This is a genomic window from Paenibacillus sp. GL_099_B (assembly GCF_057835695.1).
Genome location: NZ_CM174430.1, coordinates 2,443,460 through 2,470,029 on the forward strand (window position 1 = coordinate 2,443,460; position 26,570 = coordinate 2,470,029).

26 protein-coding genes are annotated in these 26,570 nt (G+C 47.1%); 24 read left to right on the forward strand and 2 right to left on the reverse strand.

The genetic code is table 11. From position 1 onward, the window contains the following. Positions 1-39: 39 nt before the first annotated feature. Complete coding sequence (locus AC3ITG_RS11385; RefSeq protein WP_489253777.1) at positions 40-1,080, forward strand: SepM family pheromone-processing serine protease; 1,041 nt, start codon at positions 40-42, stop codon at positions 1,078-1,080. A 284-nt stretch (positions 1,081-1,364) separates the two neighbouring features. Here AC3ITG_RS11385 and AC3ITG_RS11390 read toward each other — a convergent pair whose 3' ends face one another. Beyond that, positions 1,365-2,597 carry a nucleotidyltransferase gene (locus AC3ITG_RS11390; RefSeq protein WP_489253778.1) on the reverse strand — a complete coding sequence of 411 codons (1,233 nt, stop codon included), beginning with the start codon at positions 2,595-2,597 and terminating at the stop codon, positions 1,365-1,367. 484 nt (positions 2,598-3,081) lie between these two features. Here AC3ITG_RS11390 and AC3ITG_RS11395 point away from each other — a divergent pair, with 484 nt between their 5' ends. From AC3ITG_RS11395 to AC3ITG_RS11490, 20 genes are all read left to right on the forward strand, one after another. Continuing rightward, entirely contained in the window at positions 3,082-3,588 is a 507-nt protein-coding gene (locus AC3ITG_RS11395; RefSeq protein WP_413377417.1) for a YceD family protein, read from the forward strand. Between the two features lie 68 nt (positions 3,589-3,656). Continuing rightward, entirely contained in the window at positions 3,657-3,830 is a 174-nt protein-coding gene (rpmF, locus tag AC3ITG_RS11400; RefSeq protein ID WP_017689233.1) for a 50S ribosomal protein L32, read from the forward strand. 448 nt (positions 3,831-4,278) lie between these two features. Next, on the forward strand, positions 4,279-4,827 hold the full coding sequence (fapR, locus tag AC3ITG_RS11405; RefSeq protein WP_489254452.1) for a transcription factor FapR: 549 nt from the start codon (positions 4,279-4,281) through the stop codon (positions 4,825-4,827). Beyond that, positions 4,824-5,819 (forward strand): phosphate acyltransferase PlsX, encoded by a 996-nt coding sequence (gene plsX / locus AC3ITG_RS11410; RefSeq protein ID WP_489253779.1) that lies wholly within the window; start codon positions 4,824-4,826, stop codon positions 5,817-5,819. The genes fapR and plsX overlap by 4 nt, the downstream gene beginning before the upstream one ends. 8 nt (positions 5,820-5,827) lie before the next feature. Beyond that, positions 5,828-6,817, forward strand: a complete 990-nt coding sequence (locus AC3ITG_RS11415; protein WP_063564927.1) for a beta-ketoacyl-ACP synthase III — start codon at positions 5,828-5,830, stop codon at positions 6,815-6,817. A 27-nt stretch (positions 6,818-6,844) separates the two neighbouring features. Continuing rightward, entirely contained in the window at positions 6,845-7,777 is a 933-nt protein-coding gene (fabD, locus tag AC3ITG_RS11420; protein ID WP_064639093.1) for an ACP S-malonyltransferase, read from the forward strand. Positions 7,778-7,814: 37 nt separating this feature from the next. Next, entirely contained in the window at positions 7,815-8,564 is a 750-nt protein-coding gene (gene fabG / locus AC3ITG_RS11425) for a 3-oxoacyl-[acyl-carrier-protein] reductase (protein ID WP_064639092.1), read from the forward strand. A gap of 151 nt (positions 8,565-8,715) precedes the next feature. After that, positions 8,716-8,949: an acyl carrier protein gene (gene acpP, locus AC3ITG_RS11430; protein WP_024630176.1), complete on the forward strand. Its 234-nt coding sequence runs from the start codon at positions 8,716-8,718 to the stop codon at positions 8,947-8,949. Positions 8,950-9,129: 180 nt separating this feature from the next. After that, positions 9,130-10,368, forward strand: a complete 1,239-nt coding sequence (gene fabF, locus AC3ITG_RS11435; protein WP_024630177.1) for a beta-ketoacyl-ACP synthase II — start codon at positions 9,130-9,132, stop codon at positions 10,366-10,368. A 13-nt stretch (positions 10,369-10,381) separates the two neighbouring features. Continuing rightward, positions 10,382-11,080 (forward strand): ribonuclease III, encoded by a 699-nt coding sequence (gene rnc / locus AC3ITG_RS11440; RefSeq protein ID WP_024630178.1) that lies wholly within the window; start codon positions 10,382-10,384, stop codon positions 11,078-11,080. 360 nt (positions 11,081-11,440) lie between these two features. Further along, the gene (gene smc / locus AC3ITG_RS11445; protein ID WP_489253780.1) at positions 11,441-15,010 is read left to right on the forward strand and encodes a chromosome segregation protein SMC; all 3,570 of its coding nucleotides are present in this window, start codon (positions 11,441-11,443) and stop codon (positions 15,008-15,010) included. Positions 15,011-15,085: 75 nt separating this feature from the next. Continuing rightward, positions 15,086-16,099: a signal recognition particle-docking protein FtsY gene (gene ftsY / locus AC3ITG_RS11450; RefSeq protein ID WP_076289481.1), complete on the forward strand. Its 1,014-nt coding sequence runs from the start codon at positions 15,086-15,088 to the stop codon at positions 16,097-16,099. A 144-nt stretch (positions 16,100-16,243) separates the two neighbouring features. Next, positions 16,244-16,891: a PAQR family membrane homeostasis protein TrhA gene (trhA, locus tag AC3ITG_RS11455; RefSeq protein WP_064639088.1), complete on the forward strand. Its 648-nt coding sequence runs from the start codon at positions 16,244-16,246 to the stop codon at positions 16,889-16,891. A gap of 260 nt (positions 16,892-17,151) precedes the next feature. Further along, the gene (gene ylxM / locus AC3ITG_RS11460; protein WP_413377430.1) at positions 17,152-17,502 is read left to right on the forward strand and encodes a YlxM family DNA-binding protein; all 351 of its coding nucleotides are present in this window, start codon (positions 17,152-17,154) and stop codon (positions 17,500-17,502) included. A gap of 65 nt (positions 17,503-17,567) precedes the next feature. Continuing rightward, entirely contained in the window at positions 17,568-18,944 is a 1,377-nt protein-coding gene (gene ffh / locus AC3ITG_RS11465; RefSeq protein ID WP_063564662.1) for a signal recognition particle protein, read from the forward strand. A 54-nt stretch (positions 18,945-18,998) separates the two neighbouring features. Then, a complete protein-coding gene (gene rpsP / locus AC3ITG_RS11470; protein ID WP_024630184.1) occupies positions 18,999-19,271 on the forward strand; it encodes a 30S ribosomal protein S16 in 273 nt (90 codons plus the stop codon). 23 nt (positions 19,272-19,294) lie between these two features. Then, positions 19,295-19,525: a KH domain-containing protein gene (locus AC3ITG_RS11475; protein ID WP_024630185.1), complete on the forward strand. Its 231-nt coding sequence runs from the start codon at positions 19,295-19,297 to the stop codon at positions 19,523-19,525. A 213-nt stretch (positions 19,526-19,738) separates the two neighbouring features. Beyond that, entirely contained in the window at positions 19,739-20,251 is a 513-nt protein-coding gene (rimM, locus tag AC3ITG_RS11480; RefSeq protein ID WP_326067091.1) for a ribosome maturation factor RimM, read from the forward strand. A 1-nt stretch (position 20,252) separates the two neighbouring features. Further along, positions 20,253-21,020 carry a tRNA (guanosine(37)-N1)-methyltransferase TrmD gene (gene trmD, locus AC3ITG_RS11485; protein WP_413377438.1) on the forward strand — a complete coding sequence of 256 codons (768 nt, stop codon included), beginning with the start codon at positions 20,253-20,255 and terminating at the stop codon, positions 21,018-21,020. Between the two features lie 444 nt (positions 21,021-21,464). Beyond that, positions 21,465-22,721 carry a hypothetical protein gene (locus AC3ITG_RS11490; RefSeq protein WP_489253781.1) on the forward strand — a complete coding sequence of 419 codons (1,257 nt, stop codon included), beginning with the start codon at positions 21,465-21,467 and terminating at the stop codon, positions 22,719-22,721. A gap of 1 nt (position 22,722) precedes the next feature. Here the strand turns inward: AC3ITG_RS11490 and AC3ITG_RS11495 are convergent, their stop codons facing one another. Beyond that, complete coding sequence (locus AC3ITG_RS11495; RefSeq protein WP_489253782.1) at positions 22,723-23,688, reverse strand: polysaccharide deacetylase family protein; 966 nt, start codon at positions 23,686-23,688, stop codon at positions 22,723-22,725. Positions 23,689-24,194: 506 nt separating this feature from the next. On the opposite strand from AC3ITG_RS11495, the gene rplS reads away from it, so the two are divergent. From rplS to ylqF, 3 genes are all read left to right on the forward strand, one after another. After that, positions 24,195-24,536 carry a 50S ribosomal protein L19 gene (gene rplS, locus AC3ITG_RS11500; protein ID WP_024630190.1) on the forward strand — a complete coding sequence of 114 codons (342 nt, stop codon included), beginning with the start codon at positions 24,195-24,197 and terminating at the stop codon, positions 24,534-24,536. Positions 24,537-24,792: 256 nt separating this feature from the next. Next, positions 24,793-25,413: a signal peptidase I gene (gene lepB / locus AC3ITG_RS11505; RefSeq protein WP_063564656.1), complete on the forward strand. Its 621-nt coding sequence runs from the start codon at positions 24,793-24,795 to the stop codon at positions 25,411-25,413. 167 nt (positions 25,414-25,580) lie between these two features. Continuing rightward, positions 25,581-26,444: a ribosome biogenesis GTPase YlqF gene (gene ylqF / locus AC3ITG_RS11510; protein ID WP_063564655.1), complete on the forward strand. Its 864-nt coding sequence runs from the start codon at positions 25,581-25,583 to the stop codon at positions 26,442-26,444. Positions 26,445-26,570 lie beyond the last annotated feature (126 nt).

Genomic DNA, 26,570 nt, shown 5'->3' on the forward strand with positions numbered 1-26,570 from the left:
TAATTATTGAAAGATACGCAAAGAACGGGGGCTCATGCAATGAATCGGATTCGGAAATCTGGCGGATTCAGAGCTTCGATCTTTGTGATCGTGGTGGCTCTGGTCGTCTATGTTGCGGTATATATGCCAACGCCATATATCATTTATATGCCTGGTAGTGCCGACGAAGTAAAACCCATGGTTACCGTGAAAGAGGGGGATAAGGAAGAACGCGGTGTGTTTATGATGACGACAGTGTCGGCAACATATGCCAATGTGTTTTTGCTAGGAACCTCCTTGTTTAATCGAAATGCTCAAGTAGACAAAAAAGAAGATCGGCTGCGCGGCAAAAGCGAAGCAGAATATTCTGCCGAACAGGTCTGGTTCATGAGTGATTCACAATCCTCGGCAATGGAGGCGGCTTATGAGCAGTCGAGAGTGAAATACTCCATTGTTCCTGATCATATTTTTGTATTTGGGTTGTCCGAAGATCCAAAACCTAAGGGAGATATTGAGCCCGGAGATATTATTTTGGGTGTAAACGGAACGGCGACTCCCGACAATACGGTGCTGTCTGAGCAGTTAAAGAACAAAAAGGTCGGAGATACGGTCGAGATGCAATTGGAGCGAGGTGGGGAGACCATCAGCCGCGACGTTCAACTCATTGAAGTAAAAGACAGCAAAACCGGTGAAGTTCGCCCGGCACTGGGTGTCATGATCGGTGCGGTTCAGAAAGTGAAAGCAGAAGATCCGGATAAACAGATATCCTTCACGGATACTCAGGTAGGTGGTCCATCTGCCGGACTGATGTTCACCCTGGAGATTTACAATCAGTTGACCCCTGGAGATTTGACGAAAGGTCACCGGATTGCTGGCACAGGCACGATTACCAAAGAAGGTGTAGTTGGCGCAATTGGTGGCGTTGTGCACAAAATTGTTGCGGCGGACCGGAAAGAAGCGGAGTTTTTCTTTGTGCCAAAGGACAATTATAAAGAAGCCGAAGCCAAGGCTGAACAGATTGGTACCAAAATGAAACTCATCCCTGTCAGCACGGTGGATGATGCGCTGGCTTATCTGAAAACCTTGTCTGTCAAATCCTAACACAATTATTCTCAATAAATAGAATGGTTGAATGAATGAGGATGATGTAAAATCCCCCTATTGCAACGATGCCGAATCGGTGTGCAATAGGGGGATTTTGTTTGAGTAATCGATATTAAATAACGCATCATCAACGGAGTCTGATCAATCTTATAACCAATAGATCAGGATTGCATCATAAGCGTTGGCTCCGGCAAAAACTTGTGAGTCGATCCAATTGAACAACACTGAAGACGTCGAAATCTTTTATATTCAACCAGCTATGGATATGACTGAACGTAGAATCAGAGCCTCACAGGTGGGTCATAGTAGTCGCTGTACATCATGCGTGTATCGGTATGTTCGCAGGCGAGTGCATATGCTGCCTGAGCTTGTACATCCAGCTCCAACTGGTTATGGACAAAGGTTGATGGTTTCAGCAGAACGGGCAGAGAAGCCGTCTTTTTCATCTGTTTCAAGAGGCTCTGTCCTTGTGCATTAAACCCCAGCACTCGAAGATATGCTGGCCCTTCAGCCAGCTTTTCGGGCGAACATTCTGCCTTGGTATGATTCAGCAGGATATGGGTCAACATGCGCTGTAGCTTTGTGTGTGTGTACCGTTTCGTTTTAAGTGCGTTCAGCAATGCCTCGACTGAAGGCTCCGGGAGCTGAGCAAGAGTACGGCTCAGCCTGTGTTCGAGTCCTTCCGTGACTTCGGCGATCTGCTCCAGCTCGGAGGCACGGCGTGTGGCCGCGATGTGCAGCAGCGGCTGCGCAAAGCGCTCCCAGTGTACGGGAGCGCGCCCTTCTTGCCATTCGCGCTGCAGAATGGCAAGGGTTGCCGCCGGCACGTATGGTGCGGCGGCTTCGGGCCCGTCCGCCATCAGCAGGCGGCGGACGGCGGTTGCACTGGCGATCGCCCCCGGTCCGGGCGTCGCTTCATGATACGCGGCACCGGTACGTGCCGCCGTAAAGGGCTTGATCGCGCTGCCCAGCCGTTGCAGCGCGATCAGGTAATGCAGCCCAAGCGAATTGTTGGGCTGCCCCAGCAGTGCAGCGGCGTCGTCCGCATCGACGCCGCCAGGCGCCAGTGCCGCCGCCGCACCTGCGTATGCGGCGGGATAGCTGGCGCCTTCCCGCAGGCGGCGCGCGATATCCTCGCGCAGCCCTGCGGGCTCCACAGCCAGCACGCGCGCAATGCGCTGCAGGCTGTCCAGGTCGCCGGACTCGCTGCCAAAGCAGAGCGAGCCCACCACGCCTGTGCGGTGCAGCAGTGACACCGCACCAAAGGCGAACCACTCGGCCGGTTGTACAGCATAGGCAACCGGCAGTTCAAGCACCAGATCGGCGCCAGCATGCAGCGCCATCTCAGTGCGTACCCTTTTGCCCACGATGGCGGGTTCGCCGCGCTGGAGGAAAGGGCCGCTCATCACAGCCACAACAACGTCTGCTCCACTGAGCCGCCTTGCTTCACTCAGATGGTAGACATGTCCGTTATGTAAAGGGTTATATTCAACAATGACGCCAACGGCTTTCATATGAGAATGCGCTCCTTTCGGTAAATGTTCAATTGGGGATCAATCTTTCTCTTCCTAGCCCGATAATATGCGAGCTCATCTTGTTCCATAATAGGACATGGATATACCTTTGTTCAAATCATATCGCAGTGTATACGAGGAAAAAGAAAAGAATCCTTCAGGTCGATATAGCCGGAACCCGCCTTCAAAATGCATGACTTGTAGTTTAACTTACAGTAAGCCTATAATGTATCAGAGATCGAATGCGGATTAGGATCGTCATTTTTAAAAAGGGTGTAAAGTTAAAAGTGTTGACAAACGTCTTGAAAAATCGGTATAATGATTTTTGTTTGTTAAGTCAATTTCATAATACTTTTAACGAGGAATCGTCAGAATACATACAGTCAGGAATATGATGTGTTGCAAGAGTCAGGCTTGACCTGTATAACTGTCGTTAGGCGTTTAACTTTAATTATGAGATTGGTTTCGTTTGGAGTGATGGAAAATGTTAATGCCATTTCGCAAAGTGGCTACCAGTGATGGTCCCCTGCAGTTTAATGAACAGTGGGATATCAAGGAACTGGTTTCTAACCGACAAGATATCACAGCCGTTACCCCGCTGACCGCAGATTTATCTGCAGAGTTCAGAGAGGGAGACGTTGTGGATGTTCATGGCAAGCTGACAGCAGGAGTGGACATGTTGTGCTCCCGGTGTCTTAAGCCGATTAATGAACATTTTCATATTGATTTTCATGAGCAATTCAAGAAGGGAAAGCAGCCAGAGGAATTGCACGAAGACGACGATACTTTCTATGTGGATGGAGATAGCGTTGATCTGAAGGGTTATGCTGAGGAAGCTTTTCTGCTGAATCTTCCGTTTATACCGCTGTGTAGCGATACATGCAAAGGGTTATGCCCCAAGTGTGGCCATGAGCTGAACGAAGGTGACTGCGGTTGTGATAACCAAGTTATCGATCCGCGGCTTGCAGGGCTCAAGGATTTTTTTAAATGAGCATGATTGAAAATCGAACATTGTAACAACTACCTGCAAAGGTTTATTTTGATAAGGAGGTGGGAATAATGGCAGTACCTCAACGGAGAACATCCAAGACGCGTCGCGACAAACGTCGCACTCACTTTAAATTGGCAGTACCGGGTATGGTGAAATGTGAACAATGTGGCGAGCTGAAGCTTAGTCACCACGTATGCAAAGTGTGCGGAACGTACAAAGCAAGAGAGATCATCTCTCAATAATAGCTAGACATCAAGTAGCACTTCATTTCGATGAGGTGCTACTTTTTTTAGACTATAACATCGCAAAAATGACTACCTTTACCTGTATTCTATCTTCGTGAATATAGTTCAATATACGTTTTTGATATTTTATTAAGGCTCGTTACTGGTTATGTTCGGGACTGTGAAGCCAGGCTCCGTAAGGCAGGATTGTTTTTGTTCAGCCAGCCTTTCTTTTTGACACGGGATGAGATATACTATAGTTTAGTACCAGGTTCTAAGATTTGACGTTACATAAACATGAACCATAATTCGTGTGAGAACGCCCCTGCTAATCAGGGATGCAATTATAGAAGCAATGTTAAGAATGTTGAACTGACCGGATTGGGCGGTTCCTTAAACGATACAGCGGGGGGTGTCAGGCATCGAACGTGTACCGAAGAGACAGAGGCAGCAGCAGTTAACCAAAATGATCGAAGACAACCCGTTTGTGACGGATCAGGAACTTACACGCCAATTGAAGGTGAGTATTCAGACGATTCGTCTCGACAGACTGGAGCTTGGGATTCCCGAGCTTCGGGAGCGGATGAAACTGATGGCGGAGCGTTCCTATGATCAGGTGCGCTCCTTGCCCCTGCATGAGATTATCGGTGATATTGTGGACTTGCAACTGGACAAGAGCGGGATCTCCTTGTTTGAGATTAAGGAAGAACACGTATTTTCGAGAACGGGCATTGCTCGGGGACACTATGTTTTTGCACAGGCTAACTCGTTGGCTGTAGCCGTTATTAATGACGAGATTGCTTTGACGGCGTCCGCAGACATTCGTTTTGTTCGTTCGGTTCATTTGGCAGAGAAATGTATTGCAAAGGCATATGTGAGATCGATCCCGGGTCAAAAGGGTAAAGCAAAAGTTGAAGTGTTTACTTATGTTGGTGAAGAAATGGTGTTTCAAGGCAACTTTGTAATCTACCATTCAGGTGGAGAAGACATCGTAGAAGGAGGTCATTTGGGATGAAAATCGTCATTGATGCCATGGGAGGCGATAACGCACCTGCGGCAACAGTAGAAGGTGCGATCGCCGCGGCTACGGAATGGGCGGATACACAGATCGTCCTGGTCGGCGATGAAGCCAAGCTGGAACCTCTTCTGAGTCAGTCAGGTGCGAAACCTGCTAATCTGACTATTCGGCATGCTTCCGAAGTGATCGGTTCGGATGATGAACCGGTGAAGGCAGTCCGTCGCAAGAAGGATGCCTCCATGGTGGTTGCAGGTCGTATGCTTAAGAAAGGTGAAGCAGACGCAATGATCTCTGCGGGCAATACCGGAGCGCTGATGACTGCCGGCTTGCTTGTGGTAGGTCGTATGGAAGGTATTGAGCGCCCGGCGCTTGCGCCCATGATTCCAACGATCGATGATGTGGGTGTACTTGCACTTGATCTTGGTGCGAATATGGATGCCAAACCGGAACACCTCGCACAGTATGGTCTGATGGGGAGCTTGTATCGGCAAAAAGTACAGGGAATCGCGTCACCAAGAGTGGGCCTGCTCAATGTGGGAACGGAGCCCGGTAAGGGAAATGAGTTGACCAAACATGCCTATCCTTTGCTGGAGCAACTTCCGATTCGTTTTGTTGGTAACGTAGAGGCTCGCGATGTGCTTACAGGTGCGTGTGATGTGCTTGTATGTGATGGATTTGCCGGAAATATATTGCTGAAATCGCTCGAAGGCACAGCAGGTGCCATTTTCGCTCTGCTTAAGGAACAATTCTCATCGTCGCTCAAAAGCAAACTGGCTGCTGCGGTGCTCATGCCTGAGCTGCGCGGTTTGAAACGGAAACTAGATTATACCGAGCATGGTGGTGCACCACTCCTCGGTTTGAGCAGACTTGTGGTGAAAAGTCATGGATCAGCTGATGGCAATGCCATCAAAAATGCTGTGCGTCAAGCACGGATTGCAGTACAGAACCAGCTGGTGGAGAGCATATCTAAGGAAATTAGCGGGAAGTGAGTGACGACATGAATAATTTGCGCCCGGTAGGGGTTATCGGTACAGGTAAATATGTACCTGAGAAAATTTTGACAAACAGCGATTTGGAGAAAATGGTCGATACGAATGATGAGTGGATTGTCAGTCGTACAGGAATCAAGGAGCGTCACATCGCCGCACCGGATCAGGCGACTTCAGATCTGGCATACGAGGCAGCTATTAAAGCACTTGAGTCTGCTGGCATGACTGGCAGTGATCTTGATCTGATTATTGTGGCAACTATTACACCGGATTCTTCATTCCCTTCTACTGCTTGTATTTTGCAAGATAAGCTTGGTGCCAAGGGCGCTGCGGCATTTGACTTGTCTGCTGCCTGCTCCGGATTTGTATACGGTCTGGCAACAGCAACGAGCTTTATCCAAAGCGGCATGTACAACAATGCACTTGTTATTGGTGCAGATTGCTTGTCTCGTATTACTGACTATACCGACCGTAATACCTGTGTTCTGTTTGGCGATGGCGCGGGTGCGGTTATCGTTGGTGAAGTGCCGGAAGGCCGTGGATTTAAATCATTCGATCTCGGAGCTGAAGGTGCGGGCGGAAGCCTGCTTCAAATGGAGGGCGGAGGTTCCCGTCTACCTGCATCCGTAGAAACGGTTGAGAACAAAAAACATTACATTTACATGAATGGCCGTGAAGTGTTTAAATTTGCAGTACGGGTGATGGGTACAGCGACAATCGAAGTTCTGCGCAAGGCTGGCCTGGAACGTACGGACGTGGATCTGTTTGTTCCTCACCAAGCCAATATCCGGATTATCCAATCTGCAATGCAGCGACTTGAGCTTCCTGAAGAGAAAGTTGTAGTCAACGTGGATAAATACGCCAACACATCTGCAGCCTCCATTCCGCTTGCTCTGGTAGAAGCTGCTGAAGAAGGCCGCATGAAAGCCGGAGATACCGTGCTTATGGTTGGTTTCGGTGGCGGATTGACGTGGGGCGCATCGGTACTCGTTTGGTAAACTAGACAGCTGGGAGAGATGAATTGGATGGGTAAAATAGCATTTGTATTTCCCGGACAGGGATCGCAGGCTGTGGGCATGGCCAAGGACGCGTATGAGTCTGTGCCTGCGGCAACAGAGATTTTTCGCACAGCCGATGAAACGCTAGGTTTCGCGCTGAGCAATCTTGTTTTTGAGGGACCAGAGACCGAGTTGAAACAGACATCGAATACGCAACCGGCTCTGTTGACAGCAAGTATTGCATTGCTTGAGGCTTTTAAAGAAAAAGGAATTCAGCCTGATTATACGGCCGGACACAGTCTGGGTGAATACAGTGCACTGGTCGCGGCGGGCGTTCTTTCGTTCGCGGACGCGGTAAGCATTGTGCGGGCACGCGGTCAATATATGGAACAGGCTGTTCCTGGTGGACAGGGTGCAATGGCTGCGGTATTGGGTGCGGATCGGGAAGCGCTGGGGGTGCTTTGCCGAGACGTATCCGAAAGTGGTCATGCGGTTGAACTTGCCAACATCAACTGTCCGGGACAAATCGTGATTTCCGGTGTGAAGGAAGGGGTAGCTGCTGTCGCTGAACGGGTCAAAGAAGCGGGCGGCAAACGTGCCATCACACTTGAAGTAAGCGGTCCGTTCCATTCTTCCTTAATGAAGGATGCAGCAGAGAAGCTGGCTGAGAAACTGAAAACTGTTTCGTTCTCACCTGGGGATGTCCCTGTAGTTGCGAATGTGACTGCAAGACCTGTGGAGGACGGTAAGGTTCAGGATTTATTGACAGCTCAGGTCTATTCTCCGGTTTTATGGGAAGACAGTGTGACATGGCTTATTGAGCAAGGTGTGGATACCTTTATCGAGATTGGTTCTGGTAGTGTGTTAACAGGTTTGATTAAAAAAACAGATAAAACCGTTAAACTGTACAATGTGAACAGTCTTGAGACGCTTGAAGCAACTGCAGCTGCACTAATTTGATTAACCATGATTAGATTTGGGGAAAGGAGGAATGATTATGTCTAAACCATTACACGGCAAAAATGCGCTTGTTACCGGTGCATCCCGTGGTATTGGGCGCAGTATTGCACTCGCTTTGGCCGAGGCTGGCGCCAACGTGGCCGTGAATTATGCGGGCAGTCAAGCGGCAGCTGAGGAAGTAGCGGAAGCGATTCGTGCCAAAGGTGTCCAGGCAATTACGATTCAAGCGAATGTGGGCCAGATGGACGAAGCCGAGCAAATGGTCAAAGCTACGATTGAAGCGTGGGGCAATGTTGATATTCTTGTTAACAATGCTGGCATTACCCGTGATAATCTGATCATGCGTATGAAAGAAGAGGAATTTGATCAGGTAATCGAAACCAATCTCAAAGGGGTGTTTAACTGTCTTAAGGCGGTTACGCGTCCAATGATGAAGCAACGGTCTGGTAGAATTATCAATATCTCCTCTGTTGTGGGTGTGCTCGGAAATGCTGGACAAGCAAACTATGTTGCTGCCAAGGCAGGGGTTATCGGTTTGACGAAGGCATCTGCACGTGAGCTTGCCTCCCGCGGCATCACAGTTAACTGCGTTGCACCAGGATTTATTGAGACCGATATGACGAAGGAATTGTCCCAGGAGATCGTGGACAACATGTTGAACGGTATTCCATTGTCCCGTCTGGGCCAACCGGATGAAATCGCCGGTGTTGTCACGTTCCTGGCTTCAGAAGCTTCATCTTATATGACAGGGCAGACACTGCATGTTGATGGTGGCATGTACATGTAATTCTTCCCGGACTTGAACAATAGTCGGGGAACAGGCGCTGGACGATCCGAAATGCCGGAAAAAGGCCGGGTTCCCCGGCCGGGAGCCGCATATGTCTTCTATGGCATTTTGCCTGCGATTCTCGTATAATACCAAGGAGGAGGTGAACCGGATGTCCGATGTATTGGAGCGTGTAAAACGCATCGTCGTCGACCGCTTGGGCGCAGACGAAGCTGAAGTTACACTTGAAGCATCTTTCAAAGAAGATTTGGGTGCTGATTCTTTGGATGTAGTGGAATTGGTCATGGAATTGGAAGATGAATTCGATTTGGAAATCTCTGATGAAGATGCAGAAAAAATCACGACCGTAGGTGAAGTTGTAAACTACATACAATCTCATACCTAAAGTCAATTCAGTCCCGCACCTGTTTTCGAACAGGCGGGACTTCTCATCATTCATTGGTTATTCTCATTCCGCAAGCGGCGCTGGTCAAACGGATCTTCGGATCCTGCTTGGCTAGACGTCTGCTTGCGGATATTCCCACAAAATACTTGCGTAATGCAGTCGATATAGAGGTGAGTCGGTTTGAAACAAAGAGTTGTAATTACCGGAATGGGCGTAATGACATCGCTCGGAAAAGATTTAGAAACGTTCTGGGGCAGTTTAATGGCAGGCAAGTCCGGAATCTCTCAGATTGAGGCGTTTGATGTAAGTGAATACACCACTCAAATTGCAGCCGAGATCAAGGATTTCAACCCGGAAGAGTACATGGATCGCAAAGATGCACGTAAAATGGACCGTTTTGTTCAGTTCGCTGTAGCAGCTGGTTTCAAAGCCGTTGAAGACAGTGGTCTGAAAATTGACGAGAACATTGATGCAGAGCGTTTTGGTGTGTCGATCGGATCGGGTATCGGTGGATTGGGTACTTGGGAGGACCAACATAATGCATTGCTGCAAAAGGGTCCTAAACGCGTAAGTCCATTTTTCATTCCGATGATGATCTCCAACATGGCTTCTGGCCAGATGTCGATTTCTCTCGGGGCGAAAGGTCCTAACATCAACGTGGTAACGGCATGTGCTACAGGAACGCACTCCATTGGAGATTCCTTCAAGCTGATTGCAAACGGTGATGCGGATGCAATGATTTGTGGCGGTGCGGAAGCAACCATTAGACCAACTGGTCTGGCTGGGTTCTGTGCAATGCGTGCCATGTCTACACGTAATGATGATCCGGCTAAGTCGAGCCGTCCTTTTGATACGGAACGTGACGGGTTTGTTATGGGCGAGGGCGCGGGTGTTCTGATCCTTGAATCCCTTGAACATGCTCAAAAACGTGGTGCCCGTATTTATGGTGAAGTGATTGGTTACGGTCTCACTGGCGATGCACATCACATGACTGAGCCTGATCCGGACGGAGCAGCTCGTTGCATGAAGATGGCTCTGCGTAATGCTGGTATCGAACCAGAAGAAGTGGACTATATCAATGCACACGGAACATCTACGCCTGTAGGTGACAGATCCGAAACGCTTGCGATCAAAAAAGCGTTTGGCGATCATGCGTACAAGCTTGCGGTGAGTTCAACCAAATCGATGACAGGTCATATGCTTGGTGCTGCTGGTGGCGTGGAAGCCGTAATCTGCGGATTGTCGTTGACACATCAGACGCTTGCTCCAACAATCAACCTGGAAAATCAGGACCCGGAATGTGATTTGGATTATGTTCCAAACGTTCCACGTCAAACTAAAGTCAATATTGCCATGTCCAATTCATTTGGGTTCGGCGGTCACAATGCCACCATTATTCTCAAAAAATTTGAAGCATAAGGGGCTAGTTCGTTTGAGTGAAGATCTGAAGCAGTTACAACACAAACTTCAAATCAAATTTGACAACAGGCAGCTTTTAAAACAAGCGTTTACCCATGCTTCTTATGTAAACGAACACCGGTTCAGTCAGCATCAGGATAACGAGCGTCTGGAGTTTCTGGGCGATGCGGTACTGGAACTGACTGTGTCGGAATACTTGTATCACTTGTTTCCTAACCGGCCGGAAGGTGAACTAACTAAGCTGCGGGCATCCATTGTCTGCGAGCCTTCCCTCGTCAAATTTGCTGAAGCGTTGGGTTTTGGGCAGTATGTACTTCTTGGTAAAGGTGAGGAACTGACGGGAGGACGAACTAGACCGGCTTTACTAGCGGATGTGTTTGAATCTTTCATCGGTGCATTGTATCTGGATCAGGGATTGGCGCCTGTCCGGACATTTCTGGATCAGCATGTATTTCCGTTGATCGTTCTGGGCAGCAAGTTGCAGATGAGCGATTACAAAACGGAATTGCAGGAACTCACTCAGCATCACAATATGGGAGCTCTCGAATACCGTATTGTTGAGGAACGGGGCCCTGCCCATGAACGGGAGTTTGTCTCCGAGGTCCATATGGGTCAAGAACGGCTTGGCAGAGGTACAGGACGTTCCAAAAAGGAAGCCGAACAACAGGCTGCATCCGCAGCGCTGGATCGACTGAAGCTTCCGGAAGCCTGAGCTTTACCGTAAGCGCATAGACAAACGAAGAGCAAAGAGCAGCCCGCGGGTCCGCCTGGCGGAATTTATCGGCCGGACTGCTTTTTGCTCTTTTTTTTGTAAAGGGGTTCAGGGCTAGCTGCTCCTGTTAGTTTAACTATAGAAGTTGAACCTGAGTTTTACACCAAAACGGAGAAGACAGAAATAACCTGAAGAAGCGTAGAGTTCGCCTTTATCCCCGGATGTTCCCTTTATAAAAGGAATCAAAAAAATCTGGGGATAACAGCGATCGGAAGGTTGTTCTGTCATCGAAGTGGCAAGTGTAAAATAGGCGCTAAATGCAACATTTGAAATTTGCAAGAGGAGGTGACGGGAAGCCCTATGTTTTTGAAACGGATTGAACTGGGTGGATTCAAGTCATTCGCCGACAAAACGGAAATGGAATTCGTTCGTGGCATAACCGCTGTTGTAGGTCCGAACGGAAGTGGCAAAAGTAACATTTCAGACGGCATACGCTGGGTTCTTGGGGAACAAAGCGCCAAATCACTGCGTGGTGGCAAAATGGAAGATATTATTTTTGCTGGCAGTGATGCACGGAAGGCTGTTAATTATGGTGAAGTTTCGTTGACGCTGGATAACGAAGATCATGCGCTTGCTTTGGATTTTGGTGAAGTGACGGTAACGCGTCGTGTACATCGCAGCGGAGACAGTGAATATTTTATCAACAAGCAGTCGTGTCGGTTGAGGGATATTACGGAATTGTTTATGGATACCGGGATCGGCAAGGAAGCTTACTCGATTATTGGACAGGGACGAATCGAAGAGATTCTGAGTACCCGTTCAGAGGATCGCAGGGGGATCTTTGAAGAGGCATCAGGTATTGTTAAATATAAATCTCGCAAACGGGATGCTACTCGCAAACTGGATGAGACGGAACAGAATTTATTGCGTATTCATGACCTGGTCACCGAGTTGGAAGACCAGATTGGTCCGTTAAAGGATCAATCGGAAAAAGCGATCCACTACAAGGAATTGCGTGGACAGCTGAAGTCACAGGAAATCTCCATGTATGTGTACCAGATTGAACAGATCCACGCTTTATGGAGCAAAGCAAACCAACGACTTGAATCGTTGAAACAGGAAGAAGTTGGATTGGCTGCCATCGTCTCCACTCATGATGCCAAGCTGGAAAGTGACCGGAATGCCCTGCGTACTCTGGAAACAGAGACGGAACAGCTGCAATCGGCCTTATTGCAATTCAGTGAAGCAACGGAGAAAAGCGAAGGACTTGGGGAACTGCTCAAGGAGCGTTCGCGTCATCTGCAGACGAACCAGGAACAGCTTAAAATGACGCTTTCAGCGAGTGAAGAGAGACATCGGGAGCGTGAAGCCGAGTTACTTGCATTACGCGAAAAGTTTGCCAAACTTGAGCTGGAACTGAGCGACGTAAGAAACCGCCTGTCTGAGGAAGAGGCCAAACTCATCGGTGTTACTGGCGGCATTAGCCAACAGCAGGAGGAAAGCCTTAAGGGCAACTTGTTGGAACTGATGAATCAGATGGCTCAGACACGAAATGAAATTCGTTACGCGGACCAACAGAAAGAAACGCTGGAACGGCGAATGAATCGCGCGACTGAGGAATCCGGCAAGTGGGAAGGCCAGAAGGAAACGCTGGAAGCCCGCAAAACGGAGATGGAGAAAAAAGTTGTTCGCTTGGGCAAGGAAATCAGTGATCTGCGCGGTGGATATATTACGGAAAGTGAACGTCTCCAGTCGTTGCAGAAGCTGCTCGAAGAAAGCCGGGGAACTGTCCGTAAATGGGAGCAGAAGCGTGAAGCCCAGGTCTCCCGTCGCGATACAATGAAAGAGATGCAGGATGATTTTGACGGTTTCATGTTGGGTGTCAAAGAAGTTCTTAAGGCATCACGCAAAGGTACACTGAACGGGGTTCATGGAGCCGTTGCAGAGCTCGTTAAAGTGCCTGAGAAGATCGAACTTGCGGTAGAGACAGCGATGGGCGCTTCCCTGCAGCATGTCGTCATGGAGAATGAATCGGTTTCCAGACAGGCGATCGCTTTTCTGAAACAACGTCAATTGGGCAGAGCTACGTTCCTCCCGCTGGATGTTATTCGTGCACGTACCATTGGTGCGGGTGAACGTTCGATGATCGAAGGCATGGATGGTTTTGTGGGAATTGGTGCGGATCTCGTACAATACGAATCCCGTTATGCTGCGATCATTGGAAGTTTGCTCGGTAATGTCATTATTGCGGAGAAGTTGGAGGATGCCAATAAGATCGCGGCTCGCTGCCAATATCGTTTCCGGGTCGTAACCCTGGAAGGCGATGTGGTTAACGCGGGTGGTTCGATGACTGGTGGTAGCCAGCACAAGAAAAATGTAAGTCTGCTCAGTCGCAAACGGCAGCTGGACCAGCTGGACCAGGATATTTTGGATACCGAAAATCAGATCGTAAAACTTCATCGCAGTGTGGATGATGTAAAAACTCAACTGGAGCAGTGCCAGGACAAGCTGGACGAGCTGCGTCAGTCTGGAGACGACACCCGGAATGCAGAACAGCAGGCTTCAATGGAAATGAAGCAGGTTGAGCATGAGCTGCGTCACGTGCTGGAACAGGTTGCCGTAGCCGGGCAGGAGAAGAGTGGCTTTACCGAAGAAATCAAAGAGATGGATACAGCTCGCGATGTCGCCGTGAAGAAGCTGGAGCAGCTTGAGGAAGAAGAGAAGGCAACTCATAGGGCCATTCATGCCGCAGAATTTGCGCGCAAAGCGAATGAATCCGCGAAGGAGGAATTGCAGACCCAGCTCACCGAACTGAAAGTGCGAGAGGGAAAACTGGATCAGGAGCGATTCTCCAACGAGGAGCAATTACGGCGTTTGGAGCGCGAAGTGGATTCACTGGTGAAGGAGCTTCGTCAAAATCGTACGTTGCTGGCCTCCATGGAAGCCGATCTGAAGAAAACAGAGACTGAGAGTGTTAAACAGATTGAAGATCTTAACCAATACAAGCTGAAAAAAGCGGAATCTGCACAGGAGCTGGACTTCAAGCGTGCTGCCCGAAGCGAGCTGTCGAAGAAGCTTGAGCTTGCCGAGAATGAAACGAAGGAACAGCGTACACAGCTGAAAGCTGTGGAGGAGCAGATGCGACAAACGGAAATTTCCGTGAATAGACTTGATGTTGAGTTGGAAAATATTTTGCGCAAACTGATGGATGAGTATGAGCTCGGCTATGAACTTGCCAAAGAGCGTTATCCAGTACCGGAAGATGTGGAGAGCACACAAGCTGAGGTTCAGAAACTGAAGCGCAGCATTACAGCTCTTGGCGACGTCAATCTGGGAGCCATCGAAGAATTCCAGCGGGTTAACGAACGGTATGAGTTCCTCAGCACGCAGAAGAATGACCTGGTTGAAGCCAAAACAACGTTGTATCAGGTTATTCGAGAAATGGAAGACGAGATGGCCAAACGATTCAAGGCAACATTTGATGCGATTCGCCGGGAGTTTGGCGCTGTCTTCACCAAGCTGTTTGGCGGAGGGCGCGCGGATCTTGTATTGATGGACCCTGAGCGTTTGCTCGATACGGGCATTGATATCGTCGCACAGCCACCAGGCAAAAAGCTGCAAAACCTGCAGCTATTATCCGGTGGGGAACGAGCGTTGACCGCGATGGCACTTTTATTCGCTATTCTGCATGTTAAGCCGGTACCGTTCTGCGTACTGGATGAAGTGGAAGCGGCGTTGGATGAAGCCAACGTGGTGCGTTTTGCCCAGTATTTGCGTGAGTTCTCGGAACAAACACAATTCATCGTTGTTACACATCGCAAAGGCACAATGGAAGAAGCGGATGTGCTGTATGGCGTTACGATGGAAGAGGGCGGAGTATCCAAGCTCGTTTCGGTTAAACTGGAAGATGAGGAAGCTGTCATTGCCTAATCTTTGAGTTGGTTGTCACGCATGAACTCATCTAATATCATTTAAACTAAGAAATGTACACGATGGAGGGGCTTTATGAGTTTTTTTAAAAAGCTGAGAGACAGCATTGCAAGCAAAACGGAGTCAGTTACCAAACAGTTCAAGGACGGGTTGGAGAAGACACGTAAAGGCCTTGTGGAGAAAGTGTCGGATCTCGTTATCCGTCGCAAAAAAATCGACGAGGAATTCTATGAAGAATTGGAAGAGATTCTGATTGGAGCCGACGTAGGTGTCAATACGGTCATGAAACTGATTGAAGATCTGCGTGAAGAAGTCAAAAAACGTAAAATTGAGGATGCGGCTGAACTACAGCCTGTATTGTCCGAAAAACTGACGGATTTGCTTCGTGGCGAGCAGAATAATGAACTGAAAATGAATCCGGATGGCATTACGGTCATTTTGTTTGTCGGTGTTAATGGTGTGGGTAAAACAACAACGATAGGTAAGCTAGCCCATCGCTTCAAACAGCAGGGTAAAAAGGTCATCATGGCAGCAGGCGATACGTTCCGTGCCGGAGCGATTGAACAACTCGAAGTATGGGGACAACGTGCTGGTGTGGAAGTCATCAAGCAACAATCAGGTTCTGACCCTGCCGCTGTAATGTATGATGCGGTACAGGCTGCGAAGCAACGGGGTGCTGATGTATTGCTCTGTGATACAGCTGGCCGTCTGCAGAATAAGTCCAATCTGATGGACGAACTCAACAAAATCTATCGTGTCATTCAACGTGAAATTCCAGAAGCACCTCATGAAGTATTAATGGTGCTGGATGCAACTACAGGTCAGAATGCACTGAATCAGGCCAAACTCTTTGGAGAGAAGAGTGGGGTAACCGGATTAGTACTGACGAAGCTGGATGGTACCGCCAAAGGTGGTATTGTTGTTGCGATTCGTCAGGAGTTGGATCTGCCTGTGAAGCTGGTCGGACTTGGTGAGAAAATTGATGATCTGCAGCCATTCGACTCGGAGCAATTTGTGCATGCGTTGTTTGCCGGACTGATCCAAGAACAGCCAGCTGAAAGTGCTGAAGAAGAGGAAGCTAATTCCTAGAACCATTAATAAATAGGATGAATTAATAGCGTTAACCGTATTGCCAGTGATAGACGTGATAAGTGTCACGTGTAATGTCACTGGCAATACGTGTATAATGGGAATAAAGAAGGCAAGGCTAAAGGGCTAGAAAGGACGGTTGATATGGCCAATACTTATACCTATTCTCGCCGTGAAGAAGTCGCCAATGCGGTTACACATGGAATCGGTGCTGCACTCAGTGTAGCTGCACTGGTGCTATTGATTGTATTTTCGAGTATGAAAGGCACGGCTTGGCATGTGGTCAGTTTCACGATCTACGGGATCACCATGCTACTGCTCTATACGAGCTCTACACTCGTGCATGCATGGAAAGATGGAAAAATGAAAGATTTATTTGAGATTTTCGACCATTCTTCCATTTATTTGTTTATTGCGGGATCGTACACTCCGCTTTTGTTTATTGCTGTTCGCGGCACACTTGGTTGGACCCTGTTCGGTGTAATCTGGGGAATCGCATTATTCGGCGTGATCTTTAAGGCGTTTTTTACGAAAAGGTTTCTATTCATGTCCACGATTTTCTATATTGCGATGGGCTGGCTCATCGTTATTGCCTGGCAACCGCTTATGGCTGCCATTCCTACAGGCGGAATCGTGCTGCTGGTTGCTGGAGGCCTAATGTATACACTGGGTACACTTTTTTATGTGTGGCGTGGATTTCCGTACCACCATGCGATTTGGCATCTCTTTGTGTTGGCAGGCAGTATTCTTCATTTCTTTATGGTACTGCTGTACCTGACACCACTTCGCTAGGCCACGGTAGATAGCGTAAAACGAATCGGCTCCATCTGTGGAGACCCATTCGTTTTTTGTTCTATATAAAGGATACAGCAGGTCGTATTCTACTGTAGAGGAATGGCTAAAATCAACCGTATGGGAAAGAAAAATGAGTGCAAAATGAACGTTTTTATTGTGACAAGTATTTTTGCTTGACAACCTGATTTGTTTTAGGTATTATTAGGAACGTTGCAAGAGTGTAAAGTGTTTTTCCTTGACGAAGGGAGTGCCCCGTTATGAGTCAAGAAAACCGGCTTGAGAAGACAAACCGGATTAACTTGCTGTTTGCTTTCTATGAACTGTTACTTACCGAGAAACAGCAGACTTTTCTAAAGTATTACTTTCATGATGATTTCTCGCTGGGCGAGATTGCAGCCGAGTTCGAGATCAGCCGCCAGGCGGTATACGAGCATATCAAGCGTGCCGAACAAGTGCTGGAAAATTACGAAAGCAAGCTTGGCTTGCTGGAGAAGCACGAACGGCGTAACCGTAATCTTGAAGATTTGCAAAATGCATTGGAGCGCGCAGGCGTTTCCATTGATAACAACCAACAAATAAACGATATTATTCATCAGCTCAGAGAATAGTTCGTAAGAGTTGAACGAAACGTATCGGTCCTGAAAACAGTATTACAGCTTAAGGAGGTGGGATCATGGCATTTGAAGGATTAACGACCCGATTGCAGAATGTGTTCAGCAAGCTGCGTGGCAAAGGCAAGGTGTCTGATGAAGATGTTGCTGAAGCTATGCGCGAGGTACGTCTGGCATTGCTCGAAGCGGATGTAAACTTCAAAGTGGTCAAGGAATTCATCGCCAAGGTGAAAGAGAAGGCTGTTGGCAAAGAAGTGATGGAGAGCTTCACGCCAGGAATGGTCATTATCGACATCGTAAACAAGGAACTTACGGATTTGATGGGTGGAAGCCAGTCGAAGCTGGCTAAAGCGAACAAACCGCCTACGGTACTGATGATGGTTGGTTTGCAGGGTGCAGGTAAAACGACCACATCCGGTAAACTGGCTAAAATGCTGCAAAAGCAGAACAGTAGACCGTTACTTGTTGCAGGAGATATTTATCGTCCGGCAGCGATTAAACAGTTGCAAGTGCTCGGCGAGCAGATCAAAGCGCCGGTATTCACACTGGGAGATCAGACAAGCCCTGTAGAGATCGCACGTCAGGGTCTACAGCACGCCAAGGACAACGGCAATGACTATGTCATTATCGATACAGCTGGACGCCTGCATGTCGATGAAGAACTGATGGAAGAGCTTCGTCAGATTCACAGCGTAGTAAATCCCGATGAAGTATTGCTTGTCGTAGACAGCATGACAGGTCAGGATGCAGTTAATGTGGCAGAACACTTTAACCAGCAGCTTAATCTGACGGGTGTCGTTCTGACCAAGCTTGATGGAGATACTCGTGGTGGTGCCGCGCTTTCCGTTAAAGCAGTCACCGGTTGCCCAATCAAGTTTGCTTCCCTTGGTGAGAAACTTGATGCACTGGAACCTTTCCATCCGGAGCGTATGGCTTCACGTATTCTTGGTATGGGTGATATGCTCTCTCTGATTGAGAAGGCACAGTCCAACATTGATACCGATAAAGCCAAGGAAATGGAACGGAAGATGCGTAATGCAGAATTCACGTTTGAAGATTTTCTGGAGCAAATGGATCAAGTGAAAAAGCTGGGGCCAATCGATCAGATCATGGATATGATTCCTGGTATGGGCAAGATGAAACAAGCCAAGGACCTGAAGGTTGATGATAAACAGATGGGCCGGATCGAAGCGATCGTGTACTCCATGACGACCGAGGAGAAACGTAACCCTGATATGATCAACCATAGCCGCCGGAAGCGGATTGCTACAGGTAGTGGAACATCCCTGGCCGAAGTAAACCGTCTGATCAAGCAGTTTGATGAGATGCGCCGCATGATGAAACAGTTCTCAGATATGATGGGACCTAAAGGCGGCAAGAACAAAGCGATGAAGCAGCTCAAAGGTTTGGGCAAAGGAATGAAGTTTCCTTTCCGTTGATTCTGGGAGCAGCTGAACGATATACAGATTTCATTGAAGGAGGTGAATTTTCAAATGGCAGTTCGTATTCGTCTGAAACGTATGGGTGCTCACAAAGCTCCTTTCTACCGCGTAGTGGTATCGGATTCCCGTTCCCCACGTGACGGTCGTTTTATCGAGGAGATCGGTTACTACAACCCGGTTGAACAACCGGCTGTTGTTAAGATCGATGAAGATAAAGCATTGCAATGGCTTCAAAACGGTGCACAAGCATCTGACACTGTCCGCAACTTGCTGAGCAAAGCGGGCGTGATGAAGAAGTTCCACGAGTCTAAATTGACTAAATAAGGTGCTGATTCGGAGGGTCCTCTATGGAAGAATTAGTAAGCATAATTGCTAAGGCTTTGGTCGATCATCCGGAAGATGTGGCGGTTCGGACGGTTGAGAAAGACCGGCTTGTCGTATATGAGTTAACCGTTCATCCTGACGATGTTGGGAAAGTGATTGGTAAACAGGGGCGAATCGCAAAGTCTCTTCGTACAGTCGTCACATCAGCAGCAGTTAAGATGGATAAACGGGTAACCGTTGATATCATATCTTAAAGATATACGAAAGGGGGTTAGGATGCATGTCCTAGCCCCTTTTCGTGCATGCTGAAACTTAAATAATAGGATTGAAATAGCTCGTCAAGTATGATTATCTGCGGAAGTAGTGAAGGGTACGGAATCGATTTTGAAGAACGATCCGTAACCGGAGCGGCCGCAGGAAGATCATCACATATGAGTACCAATATGAATGGACTGTAGGAGGAAAGTATGGCAGAGTTTATGAATGTAGGTAAAATCGTCAATACGCATGGAATTCGCGGCGAGGTGAGAATCATGCCTTTAACTGATTTCCCGGAAGTGCGTTTTGCGAAAAATGCAGAGTTGTTTTTCTTTACACCAGATAATCATCCAGTCATGGTTAACGTGGAATCTGCACGTTTGCATAAGAATATGTATATTCTTCGTCTGAAAGAGTATGGCAACATTAATGAAGTAGAGAAGTTTAAAGGCGGCATGGCCAAAGTGTTAAAAGAGAATCTGGCAGAGCTGGAGGAAGGTGAATACTACTTCCATCAAATCGTTGGGTGTTCTGTCATCACCGAAGAGGGTGAAACACTTGGAACCATCTCTGAGATTTTGACTCCTGGAGCGAATGATGTATGGGTTGTCAAAACGCCGGCAGGCAAAGAAATTCTGCTTCCGGTTATTGATGATGTTGTTCTTGACGTGGACGTTGCAGAGAAGCAAGTCAAGGTTCACCTGATGGAAGGGCTGCTGTAACATGAAAGTGGATGTATTAACCCTATTCCCGGAAATGTTTGACGGCGTGTTCGGAACCAGCATTCTGGGCAAAGCCCAAACCAAAGGACTTGTATCTCTGGGAGCAACAAACTTTCGGAATTTTGCGACCAATAAACATAATACAGTTGACGATGCACCTTACGGTGGAGGTGGAGGTATGGTATTAAAGCCAGATCCCATCTTTGCTGCTGTCGAGGATGTATTAGAGCAGCGAGGGGAAGCTGCGGCAACGATGAAACCGCCACGTATTATTCTAATGTGTCCGCAAGGTGAGACGTTCACACAGAAAAAAGCAGAGGAGCTTGTACAAGAAGACCATCTGATTTTTATTTGCGGTCATTATGAAGGCTATGATGAGCGTATCCGTGAGTTTCTCGTGACGGACGAATTGTCGATTGGTGATTACGTGCTGACGGGTGGCGAGCTGCCTGCGATGGTGGCGATTGATAGTATTGTACGCCTTATTCCGGGTGTACTGGGTAATGAGACAAGTGCTGTAACGGATTCATTCAGTACCGGATTGCTCGAATACCCGCACTACACACGTCCTCCGGAATTCAGAGGTATGAAGGTGCCCGATATGTTATTATCCGGACATCATCTGAATATTGATGCATGGCGCAGGGAGCAGTCCTTGCTTCGTACGCTGGAACGTAGACCAGATATGCTGGAGACGGCGGACTTGACGGATAAAGAACGGATTTGGCTAAATAAGATTCGTTCCGACCGTGAAAAGAATGCAGAGTAATTTGATATATTTCGTTTGAGCACGTAAAATAATCTCATTCAAAAGCTTTAAAGACCAGCCTTGTGATATATAGGTTGGTCTTTTTCTGTATTGAACACTTTTGCCGCTTTGAACATTTTTGCATGTTCCGAAATAGGGTTGTATAAACTGAAGAATTTCTTTATGGTGATCTCAGCTTTATCAGTTGAACTATACATTTACACGAGAACGGAGAGGACAGAAATAACCTGAAGAAGCGGAGCTAAAAGCTTTCTGAAAGAAAGCTACATCGGAAGCATACGCTTCGCCTTTATCACCGGATTTCCCCTTTTTAAAAAAGGAATCAAAAAATCTGGGGATAACAGCGATCGGAAGGTTGTTCTGTCATCGGAGTGGCAAGTGTAAATATTCTTTAGTTCAACTTATTTAGAAGCGTATGAACACGACATGCTGAGGAGGAAGAATATGAATCATCAGCCTTATGAAGTTGGCAGAGTGAATATTAGCGAAGCTGGAGAGCGCTGCAAGATGCTTTTAGGAGATCTGAATGGAGATGGCAGGCTTGAGATGCTGTTGGTGCAGGCAGATGGGGGCATAGATGACCGTTACGTTCCACATCAGGTATGCTGTTTGTCGGCATATGATCTGGATGGAACATTAATGTGGCAGGTCGGAACACCGGATCCGGATGCAGGCGGTCCAGGATCAGACTATCCTGCTCAAATTGTAGATTGGGATGGGGACGGAAATAATGAAGTGCTGTGTGTAATGAACAAACAATTTCTTATTCTAGACGGAAGAACCGGAGAGATAAAGAAACGTCATGAGTTGCCTGAAGAGCAAGCGCATGACTGTCTTATTCTTGCAAACCTGACTGGTGACCAACACACAATGGATATCCTGCTGAAGGATCGGTATAAGACGTTATGGGCTTTAGACCATGATTTCAATTTGTTGTGGAAGCATGAGGGTAATATAGGTCATTTTCCGTGGGTATACGATATCGATGGTGATGGCAAGGATGAAGTGATGGCCGGCTATGACATGCTGGATCATGATGGGACATTATTATGGTCCTGTCAGAATCTTGATGATCACGCAGACTGTATATGGTTTGGCGATGTGGACGAGGACGGGGAAGTTGAAATTGTTATCGGTGGCAGTGTCACGGTGATGATGGATCGGTACGGTAATGAAATATGGCGTTATGAGGATTCGATTGAATCACAGCATATTGCATTGGGGAAATTTTATAGAGAAAGACAAGGATTACAGATTGCAGGCTTGGATCGGATTATTCGTGGAGATGAGAATGGCAAGGATGGAATGTTTATGTTGGATAGCGACGGAAAAGAACTGTGGAAAGAAGATCGTAAAACTCGTGGGTGGTTAACCATTATTGAGCCTGTACGCAACTGGGATGACAGCGGGCTTGACTATATCCTGGCTTATCGTCGAGGTGGGGGCGTCCTGCCAGCTTTGGTCAATGGTAACATGCAAACGGTTGCAGATTTCGGAAAAGAGGGCTACGCCGTACATGCCGACTTGTGTCAGAGCGGAAGGGAACAGATCATTATCTATGATGCACATGAAGCCGTAATCTATTCCAGCTCAGTGATGGATGTAACCACTCCAACCTCTTTGGACATAAAAAGAGCCCAGCTTCAGCCAAAAAGGCTGTATAGCTCGACTCTTTATCCAGGCGGGGAAGTATCAATCTAGCTTAATGACTGATCTCTACGACAGGAAGGATTTCCTGTTGGTCTGATTCGGGATGGAGCAATGCAGCCAAATCAGTTCCTGTTGTAACCGTTAATCGTGGGAGCTTCATAGGATTATCCCCAGGTCGAACAAATCCTGAGCGTACGGAAAAGGCCATGCGATACCCATTTTGCTGCAGCTGATAGATCATTTGCGTGCTGGTATAACCGAAAGGGTAGGCAAGATACGGCGTATCTATACCGGTTTCTTTCATTAACTTGACGTCATCATTCAGAAGACTTGTGTCGAGTCCGACTGGCACGTTGTCGCCGCAACGCATATATCCCTTGTGATGCAGATTATAGGTATGACTATTGAACTCAAAGACGTCTTTAGCGGCCTGCATCTCCTGTTTGGAGATAAATGTATTTTTGGCTGGATCAAAAGCCGAAGGCTGATCCTGAATTTTGCTGCCGATTACAAACAGGGAAGCATGGAAATTATATTTTTTGAGCACAGGGTAGGCTAAAGTATAATTGTTCTGATACCCATCATCAAAGGTGATGACAATCGACTTTTTGGGTAGGGAGATCTGTCCATTCACGTATTGTTCAAGCTGCTCCAGTGTAATTGTATTGTAGCCTTCTTCATGCAAATATTTCATGTTTTCTTCGAAGTCTTCCAGATTAATGATCGATTTGTTGTTTGTTTCATGATTATTAATTTTGGGCTGTATGTAATGATACATCAGTACAGGTACTTCAGTAGCCGAACCTTGTGCGATGTGAAAGGTAGCCAGATCAAGTGCAGGTTTGCTGGAATAATCGGAGTGAGACATTAGAAATGCCTTACGTTTAACCATATCCCAGGACGTGCATGCTTTGTGGGACATTGCATTGGTAGGATGAGTTACCGCATACGCATACATTGTAATGGTACAAGTGAGTAATGCGAGTGCAGCAAGAGCAATTTTTTTGAAGTATTTCATAATTCGTTTGGTTCTCCTTTTGCCATTTCATTTCTTCGTGGAATTACATTTTAGATGCATCAGCACGTAATCCAACAAGCTATATCATAGACGATCTTTCTTGACAGAAAGTTACAGTATTTTTTCCGTCTAATACTTGACTTATCCAAGAATACTAATTACGACAATCCATAGGGCGGAGCTTCTATGTGCATAAAGGAATCGTGCAGAAAAGCGGATGGACAGGGTATTTTAATGTGATTGTAATATGACTATAATAGAATTCAGCGACGTGCTTAAGATGATCGTTATAGGGGATAACGACTAATTGGAGTAAAGGGAATTAAAGGGGATTGAAGAACTAAGGAGTTCCGGCAGCAATTTGTTTATTTTTCCTTGTGTTTTGTTATGGTGCGTGATACAATAAGTCTGTTATGTGGAATACGGCGGTCCTCTATGGATAATGAAGGAGACAAGGTGTTCTCTGGAAGAAGTATGAACGCCTGTACGGAAGGAGGGAGTCATAGATGAATATCGTTCAAGCGATTACACAAGAACAACTTCGTAAGGATATTCCGAGTTTTCGTCCTGGTGACACTTTGAAAGTGCACGTTAAGGTAATCGAGGGAACTCGTGAGCGTATCCAATTGTTCGAAGGTGTTGTGATTAAACGCCGTGGTGGTGGAATCAGTGAGACTTTTACAGTTCGTAAAATTTCTTACGGTGTAGGTGTGGAAAGAGCTTTCCCGCTTCATTCCCCTAAAATCGATAGAATCGAAGTGGCTCGCCGTGGTAAAGTTCGTCGTGCGAAGCTTTATTATCTTCGTGAACTACGCGGTAAAGCAGCGAGAATTAAAGAAATTCGTTAATATAACGGATACCGGGAAGGGCTTGGAGACAAGCCCTTTTCGTTTTTGTCCGGGAAAAGTTGAACCGGAGGTGCACTTCCGAGTAAAATGGTATGGCGGCACACGCGCGAATAGTCCGGGAGGCTTGTGGAATCAGTTATTGAAGGACATTTGAATTGTGGATTAAATGTACTGGTAATGCTTGCGTGTAAGATTACATAACTGATGATGTGTAAAAACTGCTATAACATGTACTGTGAAGAGAGGAAGATCATTAATGGAACAGGAAGTTCAACAGGACCAGGGCAATACTGCTGAAGAGAAAGGCAGTCGATCCAAAAAAGCCAAAAATGAAATTTTCGAATGGCTCAAAGCCATCGTGATCGCACTAGTACTTGTCATTTTGATTCGGTGGTTACTGTTCAAACCGTTTGTTGTGGACGGGCCTTCCATGCAGCCGAATTTTCATACAGGTGAACGTGTGATCGTCAATGAAATTTTATATGATATTAGGGAACCACAGCGCGGAGAAGTAATCGTATTCCATGTTCCAACCGAAGGCCGTGATTTCATTAAACGTGTCATTGCTGTCGCTGGTGATACTGTTGAGGTTCAGGACGATACAGTTCTCGTCAATGGTAAAAAAGTCGATGAGACTTACATTCAGGGAGCAATCGATGCTGCTGAAGCGAACGGTGGAACCTATAACGTGAAGGACTTCCCTAATGAGCAATTCCCGGATGGGAAAGTACCTGAAGGTCATGTTTTTGTAATGGGGGATAACCGTCCGAACAGTACGGATAGCCGTATGATCGGTTATGTGTCACTGACGGATATTGTAGGTCGTGCAGATGTGATTTTCTGGCCGATCGGCGATATCAAGTGGATTAACCATTAATATGAATGCATGATATATAAGCAAAATATAAAATGTACACTAAAACGTAGAGGGCAGAACTAATCTGGGGATAATAGAGAACGGAAGATTGTTTTGTCAGCGAAGTGATGCGGTGTGGATGTTATAGATAAAGCTTGTATATCAACAAATAATGAGGTGAAGACAAGGTGACGATTCAATGGTTTCCAGGTCATATGACCCGAGCCAGACGCCAGATTCAGGATAAGTTAAAGCTGATTGACGTGGTCATCGAACTGCTGGATGCCCGTCTGCCTGTCTCCAGCCGCAACCCGATGATTGACGAGATTTTACAGGGCAAACCCCGGATGATTTTGTTGAATAAGTCCGACTTGGCGGATGCGAAAGTGACGCAAGAATGGATTGAATATTTCAAAAAAGAGGGAATCACTGCTTTTCCTGTAGATGCTTCAACAGGTACCAACGTGAAAGACATCCCAACCCAAGCGAAGCTTCTCCTAAAAGAAAAAATTGACCGTCAAATAGCTAAAGGGATTAACCCTCGAGCGGTTCGTGGACTGATTGTTGGTATTCCAAACGTGGGTAAATCCACGCTAATTAACCGACTGGCTGGACGGAACATTGCGGCAACGGGAGATCGTCCTGGTGTGACGAAGGGACAACAGTGGATCAAAGTGGGTAAAGAGATGGAACTGCTGGATACCCCGGGTATTCTTTGGCCGAAATTCGAAGATCAAAACGTGGGTTATCGTCTTGCGGTAACAGGTGCAATTAAGGAAGAGATTCTAAATGCAGAAGACATCGCCTTTTTTGGCATCAGTTATCTGATGCGTTATTACTGGGATTCTCTTGAAGAACGATATGGTCTTCAGGAGTTCTCCAAGGATGCGGATGATTCTGACAGCGTTGTTGCGATCATGGAACAGGTTGGTCGTATACGTGGTTGTGTGGTAAGTGGTGGGCGTATCGATTTGGAAAAGGCATCGCGAGCATTTCTGCGTGAACTGCGTGCGGGCAAAATGGGACGTTTCTCTATGGAAGCTCCTTATTAAATAAGAGACAACTGCCGAAAGAAGCGGCCGTTACCGGATTACCGGGAGCGGTCGCTTTTTGTCATACTGGAATTTAAAATAGAGGAACTTTGATTGATCTGGAAGGAGATTCTAGAAAATTGCACT

Coding starts and splice junctions, on each gene's coding strand:
- AC3ITG_RS11385 (WP_489253777.1), top strand. CDS start 40: ATGAATCGGATTCGGAAATCTGGCGGATTCAGAGCTTCGATCTTTGTG.
- AC3ITG_RS11390 (WP_489253778.1), bottom strand. CDS start 2,597: ATGAAAGCCGTTGGCGTCATTGTTGAATATAACCCTTTACATAACGGA.
- AC3ITG_RS11395 (WP_413377417.1), top strand. CDS start 3,082: ATGTTAATGCCATTTCGCAAAGTGGCTACCAGTGATGGTCCCCTGCAG.
- rpmF (WP_017689233.1), top strand. CDS start 3,657: ATGGCAGTACCTCAACGGAGAACATCCAAGACGCGTCGCGACAAACGT.
- fapR (WP_489254452.1), top strand. CDS start 4,279: ATGATCGAAGACAACCCGTTTGTGACGGATCAGGAACTTACACGCCAA.
- plsX (WP_489253779.1), top strand. CDS start 4,824: ATGAAAATCGTCATTGATGCCATGGGAGGCGATAACGCACCTGCGGCA.
- AC3ITG_RS11415 (WP_063564927.1), top strand. CDS start 5,828: ATGAATAATTTGCGCCCGGTAGGGGTTATCGGTACAGGTAAATATGTA.
- fabD (WP_064639093.1), top strand. CDS start 6,845: ATGGGTAAAATAGCATTTGTATTTCCCGGACAGGGATCGCAGGCTGTG.
- fabG (WP_064639092.1), top strand. CDS start 7,815: ATGTCTAAACCATTACACGGCAAAAATGCGCTTGTTACCGGTGCATCC.
- acpP (WP_024630176.1), top strand. CDS start 8,716: ATGTCCGATGTATTGGAGCGTGTAAAACGCATCGTCGTCGACCGCTTG.
- smc (WP_489253780.1), top strand. CDS start 11,441: ATGTTTTTGAAACGGATTGAACTGGGTGGATTCAAGTCATTCGCCGAC.
- ftsY (WP_076289481.1), top strand. CDS start 15,086: ATGAGTTTTTTTAAAAAGCTGAGAGACAGCATTGCAAGCAAAACGGAG.
- trhA (WP_064639088.1), top strand. CDS start 16,244: ATGGCCAATACTTATACCTATTCTCGCCGTGAAGAAGTCGCCAATGCG.
- ylxM (WP_413377430.1), top strand. CDS start 17,152: ATGAGTCAAGAAAACCGGCTTGAGAAGACAAACCGGATTAACTTGCTG.
- ffh (WP_063564662.1), top strand. CDS start 17,568: ATGGCATTTGAAGGATTAACGACCCGATTGCAGAATGTGTTCAGCAAG.
- rpsP (WP_024630184.1), top strand. CDS start 18,999: ATGGCAGTTCGTATTCGTCTGAAACGTATGGGTGCTCACAAAGCTCCT.
- AC3ITG_RS11475 (WP_024630185.1), top strand. CDS start 19,295: ATGGAAGAATTAGTAAGCATAATTGCTAAGGCTTTGGTCGATCATCCG.
- rimM (WP_326067091.1), top strand. CDS start 19,739: ATGGCAGAGTTTATGAATGTAGGTAAAATCGTCAATACGCATGGAATT.
- trmD (WP_413377438.1), top strand. CDS start 20,253: ATGAAAGTGGATGTATTAACCCTATTCCCGGAAATGTTTGACGGCGTG.
- AC3ITG_RS11490 (WP_489253781.1), top strand. CDS start 21,465: ATGAATCATCAGCCTTATGAAGTTGGCAGAGTGAATATTAGCGAAGCT.
- AC3ITG_RS11495 (WP_489253782.1), bottom strand. CDS start 23,688: ATGAAATACTTCAAAAAAATTGCTCTTGCTGCACTCGCATTACTCACT.
- rplS (WP_024630190.1), top strand. CDS start 24,195: ATGAATATCGTTCAAGCGATTACACAAGAACAACTTCGTAAGGATATT.
- lepB (WP_063564656.1), top strand. CDS start 24,793: ATGGAACAGGAAGTTCAACAGGACCAGGGCAATACTGCTGAAGAGAAA.